Raw genomic sequence first — 23,569 nt, forward strand, 5'->3', positions numbered from 1 at the left:
AGAATCTCATATCCATTGCTCAAAACAATGCCTATGTTTCAATACCTTTAAAAATTGAATCGTAGTGCTATAACATGACTAAAGAATCTATCCAAAAAATACTAATTGAATTCAAGCTCAACGGAAGTTTATTGCAGTGGACACCCTTGACTAGCGGACTCATTAATGAAACCTTTATGGTTACGGAGGAGAATGGTCAACAATATATTCTTCAGAAGATAAATACTCAGGTGTTTAAAAATGCTAGTATTCTAATGGATAATATTCAATTCGCTTTACCTGTACTTAAAGCCGACGATTACAGCCAAATTACTTTTCTGAATACAACAACAGGAACTAATCATTTAATTCAGGATAATGATTTCTGGCGTATGATGATCTACATACCCAATAGTACCACCTTCAATACAACAACCCAAACCTCAACTGCTTTTGAAGCAGGACGCATTATAGGCAAGTTTCATCAGCTCCTGCAACATGCAGATACGGCGCTATTTAATGATACCCTGCCCAAATTTCATAATTTAGATTTTAGAACACAAGAGTTTCAAGAAGCACTACAGAATGCTGAATCGCAAAAAAAAGAAATTGCCCACATCGCCATTAAAAAGGCGCAGTCATTTCTTAAAGAACTTCAGTATTTAAATACTAGTATTTTACCCGTTAGAATTTGCCATAACGACACCAAACTTAATAATATTTTATTCTCTAAATCAACAAAAAAAGCATTGTGCCTTATTGATCTTGATACGATTATGAAGGGCTATTTCTTCTATGATTTTGGTGATGCCATTAGAACTGTAGTTAACAATGCACCTGAAGATGAGCAGAACCACGAACTTATAAACTTTGATGAATCATTGTTTAAAGCTTTTGTAGATGGCTTAGCTTCTAACAGATCATTTTTAACTGCTGCAGATAAAGATAGTCTACCCTTAGGTGCCGTTTTTATGCCATTTATTCATGGTTTACGTGCATTAACTGATTACCTGAACAATAACAGATATTACAAAGTCACTTACGAGAATCAGAATTTAGATCGTTGCAGTAGTCTCTTTAATTTTGCTGAAAAGGCACTCAAAAAGAAAGATTTTATGGCAGCATATATCGCAAAAGTTCTTGTTTAATTATTTTCTATTAAATCATCTAACAACTTGCGTACTTTTTTACTGTTCCAATCTGCAGCGCCAGTTTCTTTTATGATGATTTTTCCTGTAGCATCAATGACATAATTGGTGGGAATGCTATTTTCTTGTAATATTTCAGGAGCTTGCATTTGCGGAAAATATATAGGTAGTTCATAATCTTTTTTGTTTATAAACCGCTGTACTTTATCTGGATCTTCTTGGGTCAATAGTATAAAATTGACTTTGTTCCCGTAGTCTTTATACAACTCTTGAATTCCCGGTAATTCTGCAATACAAGGCGGGCACCAAGTTGCCCAATAACTAATAAAAGTAACCTTGCCTTTACCAACCGATATGTTTTGTGAATTACCCCGTAAATTGACTACAGCATACTCAAATGGAGTAACCTCATTTTGGTCCTCTTAATCTTCAACACTAGGTGACCAAACCGCAACTTTCAGTTTATTGACCGCTACTTGAATGGGTGTTCTTGTCTGCGGAATTATCAACAACAGAATGAACACCACAAATATGATATCACTAATTTTAAATTTTCGCTTTTTCATGTAATGTGTAAGTCGAAAAACTTGGTGACTGTTTACAGAGATTTTAATTTCACAAACAAAACAACACTATTTTACCACTTTAATGCATCATATAGACTATAAAAAGTAATATTGTTCAATTTATAGTGTAATCATGAATTCTTCCGTTCTTTTAAATATCCATTCAAAATCACACCGAACAAGGCAAGCCAAATTAAGCGATACATCCAAATATCCATTTCAAATCCGAATAACGTACCAGTATCATTGTTCTTAATAAAAGTAGATACAATGGTGACCACCGCTATTGTCATTCCTATAATTGAAATGGTTGATTTTTTCATAATTTTTGATAATGTGTAATTTATTTTTACTGAAATTTCATTTCTTAATTTCTGGAATCTAACTCCTTCTTCAGCGCATTCATATTCTTAACATTCAAAGGTATAATTACTGATAGCGCTAACGGAACTGCCAATAACGGAGTAAATCCATCTTGTATAGAAACATAGATAAAAAAGAATAAAACTCCGGTTAATACAATTGCCAAAAGCCATACCATAGTTTTTGCTGCCGTATGCTTTTTAAGCAGTTGTTCTGTACTCAATTTAGAGAGCGATTCTTTATTCATGTTCTTAAGTTAAGATTTTATCACCAGTTTCCTTTCTCGTATAAATCTAAGAAAGCAGCTGCTGAAACGCCAAAAAAATCCACTAAAAAATGAGAAAATATAGTCCAACGTAAGCTATTTGTCTTTTTGTAAACCCATGCCCAAACAATACCCATAATCAGGGTAGAAATGACCAATTCAAATCCGCTGTTGACGACGGAGTTGACTCCGAATGCCGCATGATTAATTGCAAACAGAATCCCTGTAAACAATACTGAACCCCAATTAGACCACGTTTTGGTGTAATCTAAAAGCAGTCCGCGCCAATAGAATTCTTCAATAAAGGGGTTAAATAATGCAAGTAGAATCCATGGTAACCAAATGGTCCAATGATCTAGTAATTGATAGTGCATTAGAAAAAGTGGCAACGGAATTAATCCGACAATTACCGCTATTAATTTCCAACCGAAGGCTCCCCTAACTTTCATTAGCCAATTGGTGATTGACTCTTTTCCTCCGTATTTAAAAATAAAGAAAAGCCAAAGTGCCCAACCTATACCAATCATGGGTATAAATACCCATTTTCCCATGAACTCGCCGAAACCAAATGCAACCGCAAAATTTACGGCAATAATCAAAAAAGGTGATGCAATTACTAGCTCTCTTTTAGTTAGCGCCATAGTTTTCCTTAAAAATTTAATTGCAGTTCGCTTGTGTTGCCTTATTCCTCCATTGAATCCAGTATTCTTGTAAGCCTTCTGGTGTGGTTTTCAAATCACTAATATGCAGTGCATCATCAGGCAGTAAAACATTGCTTAATTCTTTCTTTCTAGTAGCTAATGACGGGGCATGGCTCCAACCTCCAACATGGTCAAAAGAAGTAAAGGCATTGCATGGTTCGGTCACTGAAATAAAAGGAATTAGCAGTTTATAGGTAACCGTACCTGAGCCCATACCCAATGTGGTCATTTCAATACTTGAAAAATCAACTTTGATATATACGCCGTTGTTATAGCATTCTTTTAATTTATCGCCAACTTTATGCGACATTGTATTGGAGAACTGATGGGCAACATCAGACCCGTTTATAAATTCCGGTCCATAAAACGTACCCTTGCAACCATTTTCATCACATTCAATAGTAGTAGTACTTATATCATTAGCCTGACCATAAACCATAGTAGACAAGCAGCATAAAATAAAGGGTAACAACAGATAATATCGTAACATAGAAATCCTTTACTTAAGCTTCATTAATACTATTGCTCGTTCTCTTCTTCTTTAGACTTATTGTATTTAGTAAACTCCACTTTTTTATCTTCCAAAATTTTATAAAAACGGCGGTGAGATATTTTCAGATCTTTGGTTATTTGAGCTACCTTCTTCTTTTTCTTCTTGTACAGTTTTATCTCTGCCGTTACGGCTTTGTTAAAGTAATATTTGTGAAGCGCATCTACTACCTCTAGTTCTGTTTTGCCGTTAGTGCTAACTAACTGGTCAATTTCAGATTTTATCTCTTGTAAGCCTTTCATACAGTTACTTATTTTTCAGGCACAGTAGCTGAGAACTTATTTATAAGATCAGCATACTTATCTAAATCTTCTAGAGAATGATTACCGTAATCATTAACAACGTCGAACTTTATATTGTTGTTTGCCAAGAAAGTGGCTACTCTTTCAAGCTCTTCGGGGGAACCTTTTATTTCAATTTTTGCCATTATTACAAATGCATTTTATTAAGTGTTTGCCTAATTTAAGATTATTCTTTTGAATTTAAGCAGTAAAATAACTTAGCTACTTATATTCCTTTTAAAGTTAATCGCTTTATTACAGTTTTCGCTGCTACGCAGTCTAGTCAATGAATTATGTTGAATATTAATTTTTGATTTTTACCTGAATGAGGTAATTGTAAGGTAAGAAGTCTTTTTTTTATCGGCTGCAATAAAAAAAGCCCAATAATAAATAGCAACACTAATGAATTCTAGGGGAACTTTAGTATACCAATATTAAGGGCTGCCTCAATTTAACATTTTATTAGGAAATACAGAAATCAGTTTTTTGAATTCAATTTAATGTAATTGTATATAAACTACCTAAAAACCAAGAAAGCAGCCTTTTAGGCTGCTTTCTATTATCTAAAAATTTTTCAATTTACTTAGTCACCTACAAAAGTGAAGGTCGTTAAGTATGTTTCGCTATCGCTACCATCAGCAGATGCTGATGAAACAGTTGCTGCAGTAGGATAATCACCATCATAAGTATATGACATGTTTATGGTGTATTCTATATCACCTTCTTCATTTTTGTACACTATTTGCGACGGATTGTTATTTGGGAACAATGCTTTTGCTCTTACAATTTCTTCTGCCTGTGGAGCTGCTGCAAAATTTAATTTAATTTGATCCAAAACATCGATCATTCCTGCTGATTCTGCAGTTTTGTAAAACGGATTTGGTTTGTTGTCATAAGAGATTTCTGCTGTGTAATACACTACTTCTTCTTCACCAGTCATATAATCATAATCGTACTCTATAAATTTGATTACAGACGGATTACCATTACTATCATATTCTTCTATTTGTCCGGTTTCAAAAGCATCATATGGCGATTCATATAATTCTTCTACATTACCGTTATCTACGTTACCGGTTACATTACTTAAATTTCCGTCTTCATAGGTAAAATTAGTAGTGTCGGTTCCGTCAAAGACAGAGGTTAATTGTAAATCGTTATTGTATGAAAATAAAATGTTTCCGTTATCTTCTGAATCTTCGGCAGACGTTACATTTATTGAGCTAATAAGCTTTGTTTCTACATTTCCGTTAACTTCTTCAAACTCTTCTGAGGTTGACTTTTCACAGCTAAAATTAATAACTGCAATAGAGGAAAGTAATAATAATTGATTAAATGTTTTCATGGTGATTTTGATTTTAAAATGTTTGTTAGGTCTATACTTAACAAACCGATTTTAAAAATATTGTACGTCTATTTATTACGGTTTTCCGTAATATTTACGCTACGCCAATAACCATGGTATTTGTAGGAATATTTATAGAAAAAAGTTTTTTGAAAATAAAAATACCCATCAAAATTTGATGGGTATTTTTTAATAATTAACTGTCTAAATAAACAATAGACTAGACTTATTACAACTACTCTGCAGCTCCTTCAAAAATGGAGTTGAAAATAAGCTTGTACGTACCTCTTGGTTGTGCTCTAAATTGAGGTCTGAAGGCAAACAATACTACAGCGCCTTTGCCATATTTCGCTTTTACCATAGCTGGCTTTTTAGCGATATACTTTTTCTCACCCATTGCCCAGCCGCTCATTAACAAATCTTTTTCTGCATAGTTAGCAATAACCTCAACTTCTGGCATTGGAGCATCTTTGATATCTTCTGTACCACCTTCTCCTTTTTTACTTTGCTTATCTATAACAAAAGCACGACTCTTATTAAAAGAAACCGCTACCGTGTCTTGCATACCAAATGCTAACGGATGCGTAGTATCTATTCCAGCTTTAATCAATGAACCAGGTATAAAGAACTCTGTACTCTCCGTACCTTCTGTTGCATCTTTTAATGGCAAACCAAATTGCTCTATGACATAGTTACTAGCTTCATCGAACGCTATTAACGTTCCGCCATTTTTTACATAATTGCTTAGTGCTACCGACCCTTCCAAACCTATACCACCAGTAAATTTCTCTGGCATTTTCAAAGGCGAATTACCGTGTAAAATTGATTTTGGTCGTTGCGACGGTAGTATCAATACATCATACTGCGACAAATCTTTTGTTTGAATATCGGTATCATGAAGAGTATCAGTCTCGAACGAATATTCGTCCATTATAAAACGCGTCCATCCTTCATCCATATTAGAAACCCATGATTTGTACAACCCTACTTTTGGCGCATGTACTTTAGTTAGTGCTACTTTTGGTTCTGCGGATAATCCTATTACTTCTAAACCATATTCAGAAGCTAAATCTTCAACAGAAGCACTACCACCAGAAACGATATAAGCACCTGCCGGATATGTTGTTTTTCCAGATTTAAAGGATGCTTTGGTTTTATATGCCGTACCACCTGCTTTTAATACTTTGTTGGTTACAATTACAGATGCGTTACTGTTGGCACTTAACAAATACCCGTAGGAAGCATTCCCTCTTACATCACCTTCATAATACGATGCTTCGTCTAATACCTTCTCTGTAGCTACCTCAAAAGGTTTTGCAATTTTATCTACAGTGATCCCCATTTGCATAGGTAATGTCCAACCTGCTAAGTCATACGGAGTATCTGGTGGGCCACCTGGATATTGAAAACGTGATGGGTAATTCTGTTTCTCTAACAAATCCATCAAGTACGGTCTAAACGCTTGTGCAGTATAAATTACATAAGCACCTTTCTCATATTTCTTTCCGTTGACCTCAAAACTTTTGGTAGTTTTCTCAATTTCAATTCCGCCTTTAAGCAACACATTTACCAAGTTTACAGACTCAAAAGCATCCCATTGATCTTTACCGATTACGTATGCAAACGGACCTTCTTCTTTCGACTTCTCAATTGCCGAAGCTCCCATTTTATAAATGTTATATAAATAGTTACTCTTACGATCTGCTGCTAAATCTAAAGTTGCCCATGTAGCGGTCAACATATAATCTACAGCATCACGAAAATGAGACTCACCACCTTTCCATGGATCTGGATACATGATATCTGTACCATCGGTTGGGGTACCGCCAGCAACGGTTTTAGGCAATTTCTCTGGATCATAGAATCTTGGTGTTGGCGATGTATGTCCCGTTTCCGTTAAAATTCCGATCATGTTATGGTAGTAAGGCACAGTACGCCCGCCACCGTTCCAGAACATGGTATAGAAATTATCGGCAATAGCACCCGGCATATTCTCTAACGAAAATCTTTTGGTCATTGCAGAACCTAATTCACTGACACCCGCAGTAATAGCTGGGTGAATTCTTGGGTTAACTGGATCTGCATATGGTGGTAAAGATATTTTTGTCCAAGATGGAGAAGATTGGTGGTGGTTATACACAATCTGTGGATACCACTCATTGTACAAAATCTTAGTCACATTATACGTCTCTGGCATGGTGTTCATAAACCAATCTCGGTTGTTATCATGACCCATGTAGTAGTGATATAAAATTGGGGGTCTTGATGTTTCATAAGCGGTACCTAAATTCTTTTTGTACCAATCTACAACTATGTCCAACCCATCAGGATTCATTACAGGCATCAATATCGTAATGACATTCTCCCTAATTTTTTTCATTTCTGTAGTTTCAGAAGTGGTCAAAGTATATGCCAATTCAGAGGTCATTTGACCATGAGCCAACTCCGTAGAGTGCATACCACCATCAATCCAAACCACAGCTTTACCTTCTTCAGATAGCTTCATAGCCTCATCATTTGAAACCTGAACACGAGCTAGTTTAGTACTAATGTCTTTCCACTTGTCTAAATCTTTTAGGTTCTCCTCACTAGAAATAAATAAGATGTACATTTTTCTACCGAGCACGGTGGTTCCTATCTCCACTTTTTTAACACGTTCAGAAGAAGCGTCTAGTTTAGAAAGGTAGTCTTCAATTTGGCTGTAATCTGCCAATTTATAGTCGGCACCAACTTTAAAACCGTAGACATCTTCTGGAGAAGGTACAGTTTGCGCCATCGTCACAGATATGCACGAAATAGCAAGTACAAGGGTCAGCAATGCCGCCTTGCACCAAGAGTTTTTTGTAGTCATTTTTCGAATTAGTTTGTTTGAACTAGTAAATTAAGAAATAGAACAGAGTTGGGTAAATCTAACTAAGAAAGATTGTGTTAAAAGAAATGTTAATTTCTGATTGCGTGATCTGATGGGGGTGTTGTTGAGGAATCGGTGGTTGGTTTTAAATAAATGACGTCTACTTAATTGTAGCTATCATTTATTTTACTCTTCCCTTATCATTCGATTAACTTCTTTAAATAAGTTTTCTAATTGTTCAATAGTTTCGGTAGAATATTCAAATTTGTACTTGATTATCTTTATATTTTCAATTGCCAAAGTATTTTCTAAATATGAATATTTCTCAATGAAATAATCCAAAGGCTTAATTTTAAAATCATCTCCAATAATTTCCCAATATTCATTTAAAAATAAGTTCTCGATAAATTCAGTCTTACTTTTAAATCGTGAAATGCGTTGATTAAGCTTACCCTCAAAAACTGATAAAACAACCTCTTTGCTTAAATTTTTGATTTCAGGTAAATCCTCTGAAACTCCAATTATACCCAACTGCGGACAATTAACTACTAAGTCATTCTCTTCAGTATAATAAAGTAGTTGTACTATGGCTTCAGCTTTTTTCATATTTACTTTCAAACTCAATTTTAATGTACACTATAAAATTAATCAAATGGTTTTCAATACTTCTATATAAATATTCATGAAATGACTCAACATAGAACTTGTTAATTATTGAATAGTGTAAAACGGCATAACTCTAAAATAAAAAAACCTCTCAAAAACAGATGTTCTGAGAGGTTTAATGTGGTCCCACCTGGACTCGAACCAGGGACCACCTGATTATGAGTCAGGTGCTCTAACCAGCTGAGCTATAGGACCGGTTATAATTTTGTAAAGCGTATTCCGATTAAAACCGGTAAGACTAGTGCTCAAACTAGCTGCGTTACAAAACCCGCAAATTGCGGATGCAATATTACTACTTATTTTTAATCGACACAAGATTTTTATGCATAGTTCGTGGAATAGTTTATTTGGATTAAACGAGCAATTGTTAAATGCCCTAGAGAAACGTGCTAACGCACTAGGTACTTCGACTGCGCTCAGTGTAACATATCAACATTATTTCTGTAAACGTAATCGCCTATGTCAGTTCGAGTGAAATGCTATTTTCAGTATTTTGTATCGAGAACCTTTCTTGTTCGAACATTTAAATAAAATAAATCTTTACTCCCTAATTTCTTGACACAACTCTACCAAAACCCCGTTTGCAGTCTTTGGGTGAACGAATGCAACTAACTTATTATCAGCCCCTTTTTTGGGCTTTTCATTGAGCAGTGTAAATCCTTCTTTTTTTAAACGTTCCATCTCAGCAACAATATCTTCTACCTCAAATGCTACATGATGTATGCCTTCTCCCTTTTTTTCTAAAAATTTGGCAATGGGACCGTCTGGTTCTGTGGCAGCCAAAAGCTCTATCTTATTAGGTCCGTTTTGAAAGAAAGAAGTCATTACTCCCTCAGAAGCTACTTCTTCTTGTTTATAGGGTGCAACACCCAACAATTTCTCAAAAAGAGTATTAGAGTCTTCCATGTTCTTCACCGCAATACCTAAATGTTCAATCTTTTTCATGCCATATTTGCTTCAGTGTACATCATATAGGGGTTAAGATACAATTTCTATGTATTTTTGCAGTATGGAAACGCAAAGACAACGTAAAATAGCTGGGGTCATTCAGAAAGATATTGTAGATATTCTACAAAAAGCTGCCATTCATGGCGGACTTCGTAATACCCTTATATCTGTGTCTAAAGTTGCAGTGACCACAGATTTATCTATCGCTAAAATATACCTTAGTATTTTCCCTAATGACAAAGCGGGAGAATTGATGGAAGGTATAAAATCTAACCAACCGCTTATTAAGCATGAGCTTTCTCAACGCACACGTAACCAATTACGAAGAGTGCCAGAGCTTTTATTTTACCTAGATGATTCTTTAGATTACATTGAGAATATTGAAAAGTCATTAAAACGCGAAGAGAACCCAATTGAGAACAGAGATTTGTTACCGAAACGTAAAAAATCTTGATCGGTTGAATTTTCCTCTCTATATCGCTAAAAGGTATGTGCGTTCTAAAAGCACCCAGAACGCAGTTAACATCATTAATTTTATCACCTTTTTAGTTATAGTTATTGGTTCTGCAGCACTGTTTATTGTGCTTTCGGCTTTCGCCGGATTAAAAACATTTAGTCTTTCTTTTACCGAATCTTTTGACCCAGATTTAAAAGCTTCTCCCGTAGCCGGAAAGATTTTTACCATTACTCCTGAACAAGAACAACGTTTACAGTCTGTAGACGGACTAGCATTTTACTCCAAAGAACTAGAAGAAAAAGTATCTCTTGAACATAGAGGCAAAAACCATATTGCCTACATAAAAGGTATTGATAGTAATTACACCAAAGTAACCGGTGTTGATAGTACACTGTATATTGGCGACTGGACAATTAATGACACACAAGTAGTAGCTGGTTTGGGCATTGCCAATATTTTAGGGGTAACCATTAATCAGTTTCGTAGCCCAATGCAGATTTATGCTTTTAAACCTGGTAAAGGCTCTATATCACAGCAAAGTATTTCATCGCTCTACAATCAATTACCCATGGTTATTGGTGGTGTGTATGCTGTAGAAGCAGATTTGGATAATAAATACGTTTTTGCCGATTTGCGATTGACGCAAGCATTACTTGAAAAAGACTCGCTTTCCATTTCTGGAATTAATTTTAAGATGGATGAAGGCGTTGAACCTAGTGCTGTACGTTCAGAAATTCAGTCTATTCTTGGTACCGGTGTACAATTAAAAAACAGACAACAACTAAATAGTACGCTCTATAAAATGTTGAATACTGAAAACGTTGCTACCTACCTCATCTTTACCTTGGTACTTATCATTGCGCTTTTTAATGTAGTAGGCGCAATCATTATGATGATATTAGATAAGCAGCAGAATTCTAAAACCCTATATAGCCTTGGTACAACAATTAAAGAGCTTCGTAGAATTTACTTTGTACAGGGAATTCTAGTAACAGGTTTTGGTGGATTTATTGGTGTGCTAATTGGTGTGCTAATCGTTTGGTCGCAACTTGCTTTTAGCTGGTTGAAAATTACCCCGTCGTTAGCTTACCCAGTAAAATTCGAATTCATCAATATTGCTATTGTTCTAGCTACCATTATTGTACTAGGTATTATTGCTTCTAAAATAGCTAGTAGCCGAATCAATAAAAAATTGGTTGATCTTTAAACAGTAGTAAACTTGTGGTCTCCAAACTTTTCCAATACCTCATCAAAAGCGGCAAATACTGATACAGAATCATCACTAGTAACCATTTTCATTCGATACTCCTTAAAATTAGGAATTCCTTTAAAATAGTTGGTATAATGTCTACGAGTTTCAAAAACACCTAATATTTCACCTTTCCAATCTATAGACATTTGTAAATGACGGCGCGCGGCATCTACACGCTCTTCCATAGTTGGTGGAGCTAAATGGGTACCTGTTTCAAAAAAGTGTTTAATTTCTCTAAATATCCAAGGGTAACCAATACTTGCACGACCTATCATTGCACCATCTAGTCCGTATTCATCACGCATTTTTAGGGCTGCTTCTGGCGAATCTACATCACCATTACCAAATACAGGTATATGCATTCTAGGGTTGTTCTTGACGTCTCTAATAGGGTTCCAATCAGCATTGCCCTTATACATTTGTGCACGGGTTCTACCATGAATTGAAATTGCCGCACAACCTACATCTTGCAAGCGTTCTGCAACCTCAACAATTCTTATAGAATCATCATCCCAACCTAGTCTTGTTTTTACGGTAATAGGTAAACTGCTATGTTCTACCATTGCCTTGGTTAAAGAGACCATTAAATCGATATCTTTTAAAATACCGGCTCCGGCTCCTTTAGAGACTACTTTTTTTACTGGGCAACCAAAATTAATATCAATGATATCTGGTTTAGATTTCTCAACAATCTCTACAGACTGAAGCATGCTCTCTAAATTAGCTCCAAATATTTGAATACCTACAGGGCGTTCCTTTTCGTATATATCCAATTTCATGACACTTTTAGCGGCATCACGTATTAATCCTTCCGACGAAATAAATTCTGTATACACGACATCGGCACCTTGCTCTTTACAAAGGGCACGAAATGGTGGGTCGCTCACATCTTCCATCGGTGCTAAAAGCAACGGGAAATCAGGCAGTTGTATATCTCCTATTTTGGGCACTGGCGTATTTTAATTTTGGGTTGCAAAGTTATATAAAAATACGACAAGGGCATTACTACCCCTTTTGGATAAATTATATGGTTTTGAATGCTATTATTGAGGATTGAAATACTTGTTTATAGAAAGAACGTAAATTAGTAACCAAATTGGTCTTCAACTGCGCTCAGACTAAAATTTTATCACCTAATTACTTCATGAACAATACACTTCTTATCGTCTCACTTCCTTTTGAGCCTGTTGTGTTTGGTGTAAAATTAAACATACATCTTATATTAGAATACTTAGCTTTTTTTGTCGGATTCAGATATTATGTTTTTCTGCGGAAAAGAAGTACCGATGTCATTTCTTCTAACAACCGACTCTCTATTCTAATTGGTGCCGTTTTTGGAGCTTTGCTCCTTTCTAGAGTCGTTGCTTTTTTTGAAAACCCCGTAGCTCACCTACAAGAAGATTGGCTATACAATCTAAACAATAAAACCATAATGGGCGGGCTCTTTGGTGGTCTGTTGGGTGTGGAACTTGCCAAGAAGATTATTGGTGAGAAACACTCTTCTGGAGACCTATTTACATTACCCATTATTCTTGGGCTTATCATTGGAAGAATCGGGTGCTTTTTGGCAGGTATTAAAGAATTCACCTTTGGAAAAGAAACGTCTTTTTTTACAGGAATGAACTTAGGTGATGGTGTTCTAAGGCACCCAATTGCGTTGTATGAAGTGGTGTTTTTGACGGTGCTTTTTATAATCATCCGAAGGCTTCAAAAATCAAATCATACCTTTCAAAACGGAGATTTTTTTAAACTCTTTATGGTCACTTATTTTACGCTTCGTTTCTGTATCGAGTTTCTAAAACCAAACAGTTATTATACACTAGGTCTAAGCAGCATTCAAATATTATGTTTAATTTGTTTGGTTTACTACTATAAATTCATCCTTCAGGGAATTACATATGTCAGAAAAAAACTATACCTATTATGATTTTACTTTAAGCCTATGCCCAGAATGTTTACGACGGGTAGATGCTAAAATCGTTTTTGAAAACGACAAAGTGTACATGCTTAAAAACTGTAAAGAGCACGGTAGGTCTAAAGTTCTTATTGCCGATGATATCGAATACTACAAGAACATAAGAAATTATAATAAGGCTTCTGAATATCCAAAAATCTTTAATACAGAAACACACTATGGTTGCCCTTATGATTGCGGGCTATGTCCTGACCATGAGCAACATTCTTGTTTAACTGTTATTGAACTGACCGATCGTTGCAACCTTACATGCCCCACCTGTTATGCTGGTTCTTCGCCCACTTATGGCAGACACAGAACCTTAGAGGAAATTAAAAAGATGCTCGATGTCATCGTAAAAAATGAGGGCGAGCCAGATGTGGTTCAGCTTAGTGGTGGTGAACCTACCATACACCCAGAGTTTTTTGAAATATTGGATTACGCAAAATCACTTCCTATTCGGCATTTGATGTTGAATACCAACGGAATAAAAATTGCAAAGGATTTTGAATTTGCTAAACGATTAGCCACCTATGCCCCAGATTTTGAAGTGTATTTACAGTTCGATTCGTTGGATAATAACGTATTACAAACCTTACGTGGTGCAGACCTAGCAGATGTTCGTTTACAAGCATTGGAGCACCTTAACAAGTTGAACCTTTCTACCACTTTAGTGATTGTGCTACAAAAAGGATTGAACGACCATGAAATGGGAAGCACTATAGATTTTGCCTTGAAGCAAAAATGTGTACGTGGTGTTACGTTTCAACCCACTCAAATTGCAGGTAGATTAGAAAATTTTGAAGTTGATGAAAACCGAATTACATTAACCGAGGTACGAAGAAAGATATTAGAGCAATCTCCAATTTTTGAGTCTGATGATTTAATACCTGTACCCTGTAACCCAGATGCTTTGGTGATGGCATATGCACTAAAATTAGGCGATGAGATAAATCCATTAACACGTTTTATAAATCCGGATGACTTATTAAATGAAGGAAAAAACACCATTATTTACGAGCAAGACGAACAACTACATGGTAAGATGATTGAGCTTTTTAGTACGGGAAATTCCGTAGAAAAAGCTTCTGAGAATTTGAAGAGTATTATGTGCTGCTTACCAGAAATTGATGCGCCTGAGCTTGGTTATGACAACTTGTTTCGCATCATTATAATGCAATTTATAGATGCCCATAACTTTGATGTGCGTGCCATTAAGAAATCTTGTGTACATATCGTAAATAAAGACTATAAGATTATTCCGTTTGAAACTATGAATCTTTTCTATAGGGATGATAAAATTGAACGATTAAAAGAATTACAAAACTAAATGCTATGATATTAGAAGTTGGTAATCTAGACGGTCTTGCAACATTTTTGTTTCTTATAATGTTCGGTCCCGCAATAGTGTTCATAATTATTGGAGCTCTTTTGTTTTACTATAAGAAGAAACAGGCAGGTAAAATTTTTATGATTTTAGCAGGGGTGTATTGCTTAATAAGCCTTGGCATCTGTGGCGCTATGCTGTCATAGCACTTATAAACGCTTGCCCTCTTCTGTATTCTTTCTCTTAGAATTATCGCTGATTTTAGTGTTGCCAAACTTATATCTAAAGCCCAAAACAAACAATCGACTTTCTAACCTTGTGCTCGTTGTGTTTCGTTGGTCAAGATAATTTCTAGTTGAAAATGTATTTCCATTATTAAAAACATCTTCAATACCTAAAGAAATACTTGCATCTTTATTCCAAAGAGTTTTTCTAAATGACAACCCTACTTTACTAAAAGATTCGAATGTTGCATTACCACTAATGTATGGTGATAAATAGGTATAGGTTACATTGGCAAAGAGCGATTCATCTTTAAGAAGGGTAAAGTAGTTGTTGGCACGAATTAAGGTGGTCCAAGTGGAGTTCTCTACAATTGAATTGGTATTCAAGTCTATAAAGCTGTCTTTGTCTCGATAATGGCTAACTAGAGCATATAGATACCAATACGATGTAAGCTCTTTTGACACACTTGCGTCAACGCCATAAAAATAATTAGTTTCTAAATTTATAAATTGAGTTCTTAATGTATTGGCTTCGTTGTCTTGAATAATTTGTTGCGCTTGTTCATTAGATTTTCTATTAACAAATAATACTACCTTATAATCGCGGTCATACACATAGTCAAACTGAAAATAATTACTATACGCCGGTTTTAAATTAGGGTTACCTTCATAGAGAGAATTTGCCGTTAAATAGAACTGAAATGGATTGATGCTGCTGTACCTTGGTCTTGTAATTCTTCGATAATATTTTAAATAAAAGGCATTCTTTTCTTTCTTATATGAAAGTGCCATATTAGGAAAAAGTTTAAAATAAGAAGTTGTATTCAAAGAAGCTGACATGTCTAAATTCCCTTCGGTATCTGTATACTCTGCTCTAAGTCCAACATTTAATTTCCAACTTTCCCAATTGTTATTCAAACTGACATAGCCTGCATAAATTTGTTCGTCATAATCAAACAAACCAGATTCTGTAGGGCTTATTCCGTTTACCGAATCATCAAACCCAGATTGCATAATACTCGCTTCAGAATTTATAGTCGCCACTCTAAAACCTGTTTCCATAACCGTTTGTTTTGTTAGTGGTAGTGAAAGGTCTGTTTGTGCACTAAAAAGATTTATAATTTGATCAGACCCAATATTCAATGTGTTTTCTGATGTATTCCCTGTAAAGCCTTGTACAATGTTGTTATTCAATACCTGGTTCTGCTTAGAGTCATTATAGGTAAAATGCACATTGGTTGCTAGTTCTGCTCCTTTATCATTCAATTTATACACCCAATCTAGGTAGTTAGATGTGTTATATGTATCATCTATTAGAACGTTAAGACCGTCAAGTCTAGCAGTTAAATCGCCATCGATAGTATTGATATCTGTAATTGAGAAATAATCTGTATTTCCGTTCGGCGATAAACTAGAGGTAGAAGTTATACTTAAGGTATTCTTTTCATTTAATTGAACATCTAAAAAGAGATTGATATTGTGACTTTTCTTTTTACTAATTATTTTTTGTTCGGCTGTCCAAATTTCGTTTTCTAGTCCGTTTTCTAAATAGGTTGTTATATCGGTATATCTCGTCCAGTTTCTGTTGTGGCTAAAGCTATAGTTGGTAGAGAAATCTATCTTTTTTCCTTTAAAAAAATGGTCTGTTCCTAGCGTATGTTTTGGTAACACCCCTTGTGTATATCTATTAAATACGGCACCATTATACCCAGCAACCAGGTTTTTCTTCATTTTAATATTAATCAGTAATCCGCCCTCGGCACTGTATTTAGCTGGCGGACTCGTAATTACTTCAATAGCTTCTACATTGCTGGCTGAGCTGCCGGTAAGAAGGTTAATAATATCGCTTTCTGGTAAATTAACTAGTTTACCATTAATCATCACATTAACATTAGGGCTGCCATTAATGTACAAACGATTATTCATTACCATAACACCGGGGGTGCGTTTTAGAACATCCCAAATATCACCATCTGAAAGTGCGGTGTTTTCTATACTAAAAATATGACGGTCTGCTAATTGTTCTAATACTGGTTTTTTTTGAGTGACTACAACCTCATCTAACTCTTGAGCGCTTTGAAGAATTAAGGGTTTCAGTTCAATGTTTTCTGTAACTGAAATATTAGAGCTCTCTACAGTATTTGCTATGTAACTGGCAACTATGTTATAAGTGCTAGAAGTAACAGCTTTAAACTCGTAAAAACCTTGGTCATTTGTGACCGTTCCTTTTATGAATTCACCCTCGCCGGTTAACAATATTACATTCGCTAAAACAACAGGGTTTTGATTGTCATCTATTACTACACCATTAATAATAAAATCTTGGGTAAACGCTAGGGTAAACGTAAGACAAAACAGAAGTGTTATATAGAAATTCTTAATCATTTAGTGCACGTATAACACCTAAATGTAGGAAAGTAATATTGAATTATCTTACAGTACTCTTAATTTTTTCTTAATAAAAAACAAAAGTTCTGACAGTTAAATAGTTAGCCTTAATCAAGGCGTTCGCGTTCTATTTTATCTATATCACGTTGGTTGTCTTCTAAGCGGAAATTACCAAAATTGTACGTAAAGCCAAACTTTACATATTGGGTTTCTTCGACTGCCAAGTAGCGATTGTTTTGATTTAGGTATTGAGAAGAACTGTAAGCGTTATATTTACCCAATAGATCATTTGCACTTACGCTTAATACAGCTCTGTTGTTTAAAAATGATTTTCTTAATCCTACGGTTAAATTTGTAGTCTCCTCTTGTATATAAGATCCTTCTAACCAACCGGTAAGGTAAACAATACCTAACTCACCCTTAAAGCTACCGTCATTAGAAAGAGTTATATAGTTAGTAATATCAATATATGCACCATTAAGTTCATTGGTGTATGAAAATGCATCGCTTTGGGAAGCTATAAAAGTTTCTTCTTCATGAAAAAAAGACATATAACTGTACAAATACCAATTATTTGTTATGGACTTACCATAAGTAAAATCTATACCGTAAGAAGTACTTCCTAGTACATTTTGGAAATTATCGGTTAATACAAAATCAGTGTTGTTTTGAAAAGTAAGATCCGAAATATACCTACCATTGTCTCGATAATAAAAATCAAAATAATACTCTTGATTTAGCGTATAGTTTAAATTAAAATTATGAATAAAACTTGGTATCAAATTAGGATTGCCCTCTACAAAAATACGCTCATTACTATATGTTCTAAACGGATTCAAATCTTCGTAACGAGGGCGTTGAACCTTTCTAGCATAATCAAAAGATAGACTATGGTTCTCATTAATATTATGAAGGATATATAAAGAAGGAAATAATTCAAAATAACTAAGGTCGTTAATGCTTGATACATTAACCGATACTCCTGTGCTTTCTGTTTGTTCTGCACGTAAGCCTGTTTTTATGCTCCATTTATCCCAGTCTTTAGAAAGGCTAAAATAACCCGCATACACGCTTTCGTCATAGGTATAGTCATCAGATAAATTAGGTATAAATTGTGTACCGTTGTTCTGTAAAAAATAATCCAATCTACTTTCAGAATCAATAAAAGAACCTTTTACGCCTGTTTCAAAAAATACACTGCCCAAATAATCAGTATAATCTATTTGAGCGGTCCTTATTTCTATCTGCTGATCGGCAATGGTAGAGAAATTAAAATCGCGTAGAAATGAGCCACTAGGTTGAAAATAATCTGAGCTTACATCTTGATTTCGGTCTAAATCAAAATTTGTGTAATGTGCATTTATAGTTAAATTTCCTTGGTCTTTAAACTGATGTTTAAAAGTAAGGTCTCCCGAAACATTATGCTTTTGTTCGCTTAAAAAACTGTTTGATGTAAAAATTGAATCTAAAACCCCAACATTGTTTTTAATGGTAGTTTCCTGAAAAAAATCAGCATCCTTTTTTGGTTGATACTGTGCGTTGCTTGTTAGGCTTAGCGTGTTCTTATCATTAAATTCATAATCTACCGACACCCCAGCACTATGGGTATTAGTGCGTATTATTTGATCAAAATCTGTATCCCAAACAGAAGTAATACCGGTATTATCCATAAAATTGGTATTACTCAAAGTATTCTTAAATTCCTTTTTAGGTGTATAATTATAGCTTGCGTTTACATTTAACTTTTTAGTCTTATAAAAGTGAGATGTCCCAAAATTGTACTTGGGAAACACCCCTTGCGTATACCCAGCATTTACATTGCCTTTATACCCTACAGATACATTTTTACTGGTAACGATATTTAAAATTGACCCGCCCTCCGCATCATAACTTGCTGGCGGATTATGAATAACCTCAACAGATTTTATATTCTCACCCTGGTAATTTTCTAAAAGACTTCTAACCTCTTCTGCAGATAATTGAACTTTACGGTTATTGATATAAACTGTAGTGGCTTGATTTCTTACTTTCAGTTCATCATTCATCATAATCACTCCTGGTGTTTGACGAAGAATGTCCCAAGAACTATTCTGAGAAATAACCGTGTTTTCTACATTGAAAACAATACGGTCAACTTCTCTTTTAACTACAGGTTTGTTACTGGTTACAGTCACCTCGTTTAATTGCTCAGCTTCCTGTTCTATGATTAAGGCTCCAATTTTGGTATCCTTTAAAATTTCAAGAGGTAAATTATTAGAGACTTGACTAACATATGATGCCTTTAAGAAATAAAGTCCTTCATCAACTTCAGAAAATAAAAAAGTACCATTTTCATCGGCAGAAGTGCCTTTTACCAAAGTTGAATCTGTAACGGTTAGCAAAAACACAGAAGCAAATGCGATGGGCTCTTGGTATTGATCTTTAACCTCACCTTTTAATTCAAAGGTTTGACTATACCCAAAATGGGACATACCTATGCAGAAGAGTAAAATAACTGTTAGTAGTTTCAATGGTGACTCGGGGTTGGTAATCAAATCTAGTAAAAAAAACGTTGTAATCCTTTACAATATATGTAATCCAAACCAATCTATACAACAATAAATAGGTAACTACACTCAAGCTTAGCGCTATAAATTAGATTATATTTGCAATTGCTCTTTAATGCCGGGGCAAGAATCCTGGTATAAATTGGCTTTATTATTACTGTTACCGCTATGAAAAACATTAGAAATTTCTGCATTATTGCACATATTGACCATGGTAAAAGTACCCTGGCAGACAGACTGTTAGAGTTTACCGGTTCTGTTACCGATCGAGAGAAAAAGGAACAGTTGCTAGATAGTATGGATCTTGAAAGGGAGCGTGGTATCACTATAAAAAGTCATGCTATACAAATGGAATACACCTACAAGGGTGAAGAATATATTTTAAATCTAATTGATACACCTGGTCATGTAGATTTCTCATATGAGGTTTCTAGATCAATTGCTGCTTGTGAAGGTGCCCTATTGGTTGTAGATGCTGCACAAAGCATTCAGGCACAGACTATTTCTAATTTGTATTTAGCTTTAGAAAACGACCTTGAAATCATACCTGTTTTAAACAAGGTTGATTTACCAAGTGCCAACCCAGAAGAGGTTACCGATGATATTGTTGATCTTTTAGGCTGTAAAGCAGAGGAGGTAATACCTGCATCTGCAAAAACCGGTATTGGTATTGAAGAAATATTAAGCGCTATTATTGAACGTATTCCTGCCCCAACGGGTAACCCAGATGAAGCGTTGCAAGCTTTGGTTTTCGATTCTGTTTACAATCCTTTTAGAGGTGTTGAAACTTATTTTAGAGTTATAAACGGCGAAATTAAAAAGGGCCAAAAAATAAAATTTGTAGCAACTGATAAAGACTATTATGCCGATGAGGTTGGTACTTTGAAGTTGACACAAGAGATTAAAAAAAGTGTTAAGGCTGGTGATGTTGGTTATTTAATAACGGGCATAAAAGATGCGCGCGAAGTTAAAGTAGGTGATACCATAACTGATGCCGCTAACCCTACTAAGAATCCAATTGGCGGATTTGAAGACGTTAAACCAATGGTATTTGCAGGTATTTACCCTGTTGATACAGATGAGTTTGAAGAGTTACGTGCTTCAATGGAAAAATTGCAGTTAAATGACGCCTCTCTTGTATTTGCTCCAGAAAGTAGTGCTGCCCTAGGTTTCGGATTTAGATGTGGTTTCTTAGGAATGCTACACATGGAGATTATTCAAGAACGTCTAGAACGAGAGTTCAATATGACGGTAATTACTACGGTACCCAATGTTAGTTACCATGCATTTACCCGTAAAAATCCTGATACCCCAATTGTTGTAAACAACCCAACTGATTTACCTGACCCATCTAGTATTGATCATGTTGAAGAACCGTATATAAAAGCTACCATTATTACAAAGTCTGACTTTGTAGGTAACGTAATGTCTTTATGTATTGAAAAACGTGGCGTAATTACCAATCAAACGTATTTAACTACCGAGCGTGTTGAGCTTAATTTCGACATGCCTTTGGCAGAAATCGTTTTTGATTTTTATGACCGTTTAAAAACAGTTTCTAAAGGGTATGCCTCTTTCGATTACACTCCTATAGGTATGAGACCTTCTAAATTAGTACGTGTAGATATTTTGCTAAATGCACAGCCAGTAGATGCTCTTTCTGCTTTACTACATGCTGATAATGCCGTAAATATTGGTAAGAAGATTTGTGCCAAGCTAAAAGAACTGATACCAAGACAACAGTTTGATATTCCAATTCAGGCTGCCATTGGTGCCAAAATTATCTCTAGAGAGACTACTAAAGCTTTACGTAAAGATGTAACCGCCAAATGTTATGGTGGTGATATTTCTCGTAAACGTAAACTTCTTGAAAAACAAAAGAAAGGTAAAAAACGTATGCGTCAAGTAGGTAATGTTGAAGTGCCACAAGAAGCTTTCATGGCGGTATTGAAATTGAACGACTAAATATCAGATTACTCTAACCACTTTCTAAAATCGGAAGTGGTAGAGGTACTGGTCATTGCTTTTTCTTTACAACCCTTTACCGTTATAAGTAATCGGTTTTTAAAGTGACTTTCAATCTGCTCTATAAACTCAATATGTACAATTTCGCTACGGTTGATTCTAAAGAACTTTTGTGGTGGTAATTGCTGCACTAAACTCCCTATAGTTTGAGATATTGGGTGTCTTTTACCCTCTTGGTCAACAGCAATACAAAAATCGCCAGAGGCTTCAATCATACTTATTTCTGAAGTGTTCAATAACTGAATACCATTGGGGCGCTTAATTACAAATCGTTTCTTATAATTATTTTGATCTTCTTGTAATGCCAGTTTTAAGGCATTAAAAGTGTCGCTGCTTAATTTACTATCATACTCCCCTTGTTTGAAGAGCGATTGATATTTCTCTAAAGCTTTTATAAAATCTGCATTCGTATATGGTTTTAAGATATAGGCAATACCATTAGTATTAAATGCTTGGAACAAATAATCATCATAAGCGGAGCAAAATATTATAGGGCAAGTAACTTCAACCTCATTAAACAAGTCAAAAGAAATCCCATCAAGCAACTTAATATCAGACAAAATTAAGTCGTATGAATTTGCTGCCAAAAGTGTTTTGCCCTCTACAATAGACCTAGCCCAATGACTTGTTATTTCATCATCAAAAAATGTTTTAAGATGACTTAACAATTTCTGGTATGCAGGTATTTCATCTTCTAAGATTAAAAGTGTCATATGCTTCTAATTAGTTGCTTAGTTTAATTATCGGAATTGAAATTTTGTACTCCGTTTCACTTTCCTCTATTGCAGGTAACTCTTTAGAAAGTAACCGGTATCGAGCTGTTAGGTTTAAAAGCCCCGTGCCTAAACTGTCTTTAGTTTCCGTAAGATTTGATTTTAGATTCATAACAGTTAACCTATCTTCATCAATATCTATGACCACATGTACTTTGTTTTCACCATTTACCTTATTGTGCTTTACCACATTTTCTAACAATGCCTGTACAGCGCCTGTTGGTAAAAATTTGTTCGAAAAATCAATATTCTTATTCACATGAAAATCATAATCATCGCCGAACCGAGTTTGAATCAGGAAGATATAATTCTCTGCCAAATTCATTTCTTTAGATAGCTCCATTACCTCAGCATCTTTTGTCTGTATTAAATAGCGATAAATTAATGAAAGACGATTTATATATTCTTTTGCCTTATCCGTATCACTATCTATTAAGGCATCTAATGTGTTGAGGTTATTAAAAAGAAAATGAGGATCTAATTGTGAACGTAAAAGTTTTAGTTCATTCTCTTTTTGCTGCTTTTGAATTTCCACGACTTGCGTTTGGCTTTCATAAAACTTCTTCGTTAATAATATTCCCAAGGGAATACCAACATTATCTGCACCAGAAAAAAGACCATCTAGTAATGCTCTGTGCCAAATAGGATAAGTTCTGCAATCATTTTCACATGACCAATACCCTGCAAGATTCTCAATGAAACCAGTAACGGTCAATATTATAATTGCTAAGCTTATCAATAAAAAGTAGTTCGTTTTCTTCAATAAGAAATTTGGCAACAACCAATACATAAACAAACCAATGGCAATAAATGCCATTACTATATATGTTGGAATATCAACTATGAATTCTAACGGATCATTACCATAAACATAATATTGCCAAACATTAAAAAGTGATGTTACACCAATAATAATACCTAGCAATATAAAGTCTGACCTATTTAGTTTAGTGTTCATAT

At 35.0% G+C, this 23,569-nt stretch carries 23 protein-coding genes, 1 tRNA gene and 1 pseudogene; 7 read left to right on the top strand and 18 right to left on the bottom strand.

Going from position 1 to position 23,569, the window contains the following annotated elements; all coding sequences use genetic code 11:
* Window positions 1-74 precede the first annotated feature (74 nt).
* A complete protein-coding gene (locus BUC31_RS03530; protein WP_073241308.1) occupies window positions 75-1,127 on the top strand; it encodes a phosphotransferase enzyme family protein in 1,053 nt (350 codons plus the stop codon).
* Here the strand turns inward: BUC31_RS03530 and BUC31_RS19865 are convergent.
* The 13 genes and pseudogenes from BUC31_RS19865 to mce form a co-directional block, all read right to left on the bottom strand.
* A pseudogene (locus tag BUC31_RS19865) lies at window positions 1,124-1,522 on the bottom strand (TlpA family protein disulfide reductase); the annotation flags it as partial. The gene BUC31_RS03530 and the pseudogene BUC31_RS19865 overlap by 4 nt on opposite strands.
* A gap of 27 nt (window positions 1,523-1,549) precedes the next feature.
* On the bottom strand, window positions 1,550-1,693 hold the full coding sequence (locus BUC31_RS20250) for a hypothetical protein (RefSeq protein WP_170861921.1): 144 nt from the start codon (window positions 1,691-1,693) through the stop codon (window positions 1,550-1,552).
* 131 nt (window positions 1,694-1,824) lie between these two features.
* Window positions 1,825-2,016 (bottom strand): hypothetical protein, encoded by a 192-nt coding sequence (locus BUC31_RS03540; RefSeq protein ID WP_073241310.1) that lies wholly within the window; start codon window positions 2,014-2,016, stop codon window positions 1,825-1,827.
* Window positions 2,017-2,060: 44 nt separating this feature from the next.
* Complete coding sequence (locus tag BUC31_RS03545; RefSeq protein ID WP_073241312.1) at window positions 2,061-2,303, bottom strand: hypothetical protein; 243 nt, start codon at window positions 2,301-2,303, stop codon at window positions 2,061-2,063.
* A gap of 20 nt (window positions 2,304-2,323) precedes the next feature.
* Window positions 2,324-2,962 carry a CPBP family intramembrane glutamic endopeptidase gene (locus BUC31_RS03550; protein ID WP_073241314.1) on the bottom strand — a complete coding sequence of 213 codons (639 nt, stop codon included), beginning with the start codon at window positions 2,960-2,962 and terminating at the stop codon, window positions 2,324-2,326.
* A 16-nt stretch (window positions 2,963-2,978) separates the two neighbouring features.
* Complete coding sequence (locus tag BUC31_RS03555) at window positions 2,979-3,512, bottom strand: hypothetical protein (RefSeq protein WP_170861922.1); 534 nt, start codon at window positions 3,510-3,512, stop codon at window positions 2,979-2,981.
* 29 nt (window positions 3,513-3,541) lie between these two features.
* Window positions 3,542-3,814 (bottom strand): hypothetical protein, encoded by a 273-nt coding sequence (locus tag BUC31_RS03560; protein WP_073241318.1) that lies wholly within the window; start codon window positions 3,812-3,814, stop codon window positions 3,542-3,544.
* A gap of 8 nt (window positions 3,815-3,822) precedes the next feature.
* Window positions 3,823-3,999 carry a hypothetical protein gene (locus BUC31_RS20255; protein WP_170861923.1) on the bottom strand — a complete coding sequence of 59 codons (177 nt, stop codon included), beginning with the start codon at window positions 3,997-3,999 and terminating at the stop codon, window positions 3,823-3,825.
* Between the two features lie 437 nt (window positions 4,000-4,436).
* Window positions 4,437-5,198: a hypothetical protein gene (locus tag BUC31_RS03565; protein ID WP_073241320.1), complete on the bottom strand. Its 762-nt coding sequence runs from the start codon at window positions 5,196-5,198 to the stop codon at window positions 4,437-4,439.
* A gap of 235 nt (window positions 5,199-5,433) precedes the next feature.
* Entirely contained in the window at window positions 5,434-8,049 is a 2,616-nt protein-coding gene (locus BUC31_RS03570) for a M14 family metallopeptidase (protein WP_073241322.1), read from the bottom strand.
* A gap of 186 nt (window positions 8,050-8,235) precedes the next feature.
* Window positions 8,236-8,655, bottom strand: a complete 420-nt coding sequence (locus tag BUC31_RS03575) for a hypothetical protein (protein ID WP_073241324.1) — start codon at window positions 8,653-8,655, stop codon at window positions 8,236-8,238.
* A 181-nt stretch (window positions 8,656-8,836) separates the two neighbouring features.
* Window positions 8,837-8,910: transfer RNA gene (locus tag BUC31_RS03580), tRNA-Ile, on the bottom strand.
* 345 nt (window positions 8,911-9,255) lie between these two features.
* The gene (gene mce, locus BUC31_RS03585) at window positions 9,256-9,660 is read right to left on the bottom strand and encodes a methylmalonyl-CoA epimerase (protein WP_073241326.1); all 405 of its coding nucleotides are present in this window, start codon (window positions 9,658-9,660) and stop codon (window positions 9,256-9,258) included.
* A gap of 64 nt (window positions 9,661-9,724) precedes the next feature.
* Between mce and rbfA the strand changes: the two genes are divergently transcribed.
* Together rbfA and BUC31_RS03595 are read left to right on the top strand one after the other, a co-directional pair.
* Complete coding sequence (gene rbfA / locus BUC31_RS03590) at window positions 9,725-10,117, top strand: 30S ribosome-binding factor RbfA (protein WP_073241328.1); 393 nt, start codon at window positions 9,725-9,727, stop codon at window positions 10,115-10,117.
* Between the two features lie 4 nt (window positions 10,118-10,121).
* Window positions 10,122-11,327 (top strand): ABC transporter permease, encoded by a 1,206-nt coding sequence (locus BUC31_RS03595; protein ID WP_073241330.1) that lies wholly within the window; start codon window positions 10,122-10,124, stop codon window positions 11,325-11,327.
* On the opposite strand, the gene dusB is transcribed toward BUC31_RS03595, so the two are convergent.
* The gene (gene dusB, locus BUC31_RS03600; RefSeq protein WP_073241332.1) at window positions 11,324-12,322 is read right to left on the bottom strand and encodes a tRNA dihydrouridine synthase DusB; all 999 of its coding nucleotides are present in this window, start codon (window positions 12,320-12,322) and stop codon (window positions 11,324-11,326) included. The genes BUC31_RS03595 and dusB overlap by 4 nt on opposite strands.
* 194 nt (window positions 12,323-12,516) lie before the next feature.
* On the opposite strand from dusB, the gene BUC31_RS03605 reads away from it, so the two are divergent.
* Genes BUC31_RS03605 through BUC31_RS03615 form a run of 3 tightly spaced genes read left to right on the top strand, consistent with a single transcriptional unit; the run spans window position 12,517 to window position 14,859 of the window.
* Window positions 12,517-13,299, top strand: coding sequence for a prolipoprotein diacylglyceryl transferase family protein (locus BUC31_RS03605; protein WP_073241334.1), 783 nt, complete (start codon window positions 12,517-12,519; stop codon window positions 13,297-13,299).
* On the top strand, window positions 13,271-14,656 hold the full coding sequence (locus BUC31_RS03610; RefSeq protein WP_073241336.1) for a radical SAM protein: 1,386 nt from the start codon (window positions 13,271-13,273) through the stop codon (window positions 14,654-14,656). Before BUC31_RS03605 ends, BUC31_RS03610 begins: the two co-directional genes overlap by 29 nt.
* A gap of 5 nt (window positions 14,657-14,661) precedes the next feature.
* Entirely contained in the window at window positions 14,662-14,859 is a 198-nt protein-coding gene (locus tag BUC31_RS03615) for a hypothetical protein (RefSeq protein ID WP_073241338.1), read from the top strand.
* 3 nt (window positions 14,860-14,862) lie between these two features.
* Here BUC31_RS03615 and BUC31_RS03620 read toward each other — a convergent pair whose 3' ends face one another.
* Both BUC31_RS03620 and BUC31_RS03625 read right to left on the bottom strand, forming a co-directional pair.
* A complete protein-coding gene (locus BUC31_RS03620) occupies window positions 14,863-17,262 on the bottom strand; it encodes an outer membrane beta-barrel family protein (RefSeq protein ID WP_073241340.1) in 2,400 nt (799 codons plus the stop codon).
* 110 nt (window positions 17,263-17,372) lie between these two features.
* The gene (locus BUC31_RS03625) at window positions 17,373-19,775 is read right to left on the bottom strand and encodes an outer membrane beta-barrel family protein (protein ID WP_244533998.1); all 2,403 of its coding nucleotides are present in this window, start codon (window positions 19,773-19,775) and stop codon (window positions 17,373-17,375) included.
* A 204-nt stretch (window positions 19,776-19,979) separates the two neighbouring features.
* Between BUC31_RS03625 and lepA the strand changes: the two genes are divergently transcribed.
* On the top strand, window positions 19,980-21,776 hold the full coding sequence (gene lepA / locus BUC31_RS03630) for a translation elongation factor 4 (protein ID WP_073241344.1): 1,797 nt from the start codon (window positions 19,980-19,982) through the stop codon (window positions 21,774-21,776).
* Between the two features lie 8 nt (window positions 21,777-21,784).
* Here the strand turns inward: lepA and BUC31_RS03635 are convergent, their stop codons facing one another.
* On the bottom strand, window positions 21,785-22,549 hold the full coding sequence (locus BUC31_RS03635) for a LytR/AlgR family response regulator transcription factor (RefSeq protein WP_073241346.1): 765 nt from the start codon (window positions 22,547-22,549) through the stop codon (window positions 21,785-21,787).
* Between the two features lie 10 nt (window positions 22,550-22,559).
* Window positions 22,560-23,567 carry a sensor histidine kinase gene (locus BUC31_RS03640; RefSeq protein WP_073241348.1) on the bottom strand — a complete coding sequence of 336 codons (1,008 nt, stop codon included), beginning with the start codon at window positions 23,565-23,567 and terminating at the stop codon, window positions 22,560-22,562.
* Window positions 23,568-23,569: the final 2 nt, after the last annotated feature.

The organism is Maribacter aquivivus (assembly GCF_900142175.1).
Lineage (GTDB): Bacteria > Bacteroidota > Bacteroidia > Flavobacteriales > Flavobacteriaceae > Maribacter > Maribacter aquivivus.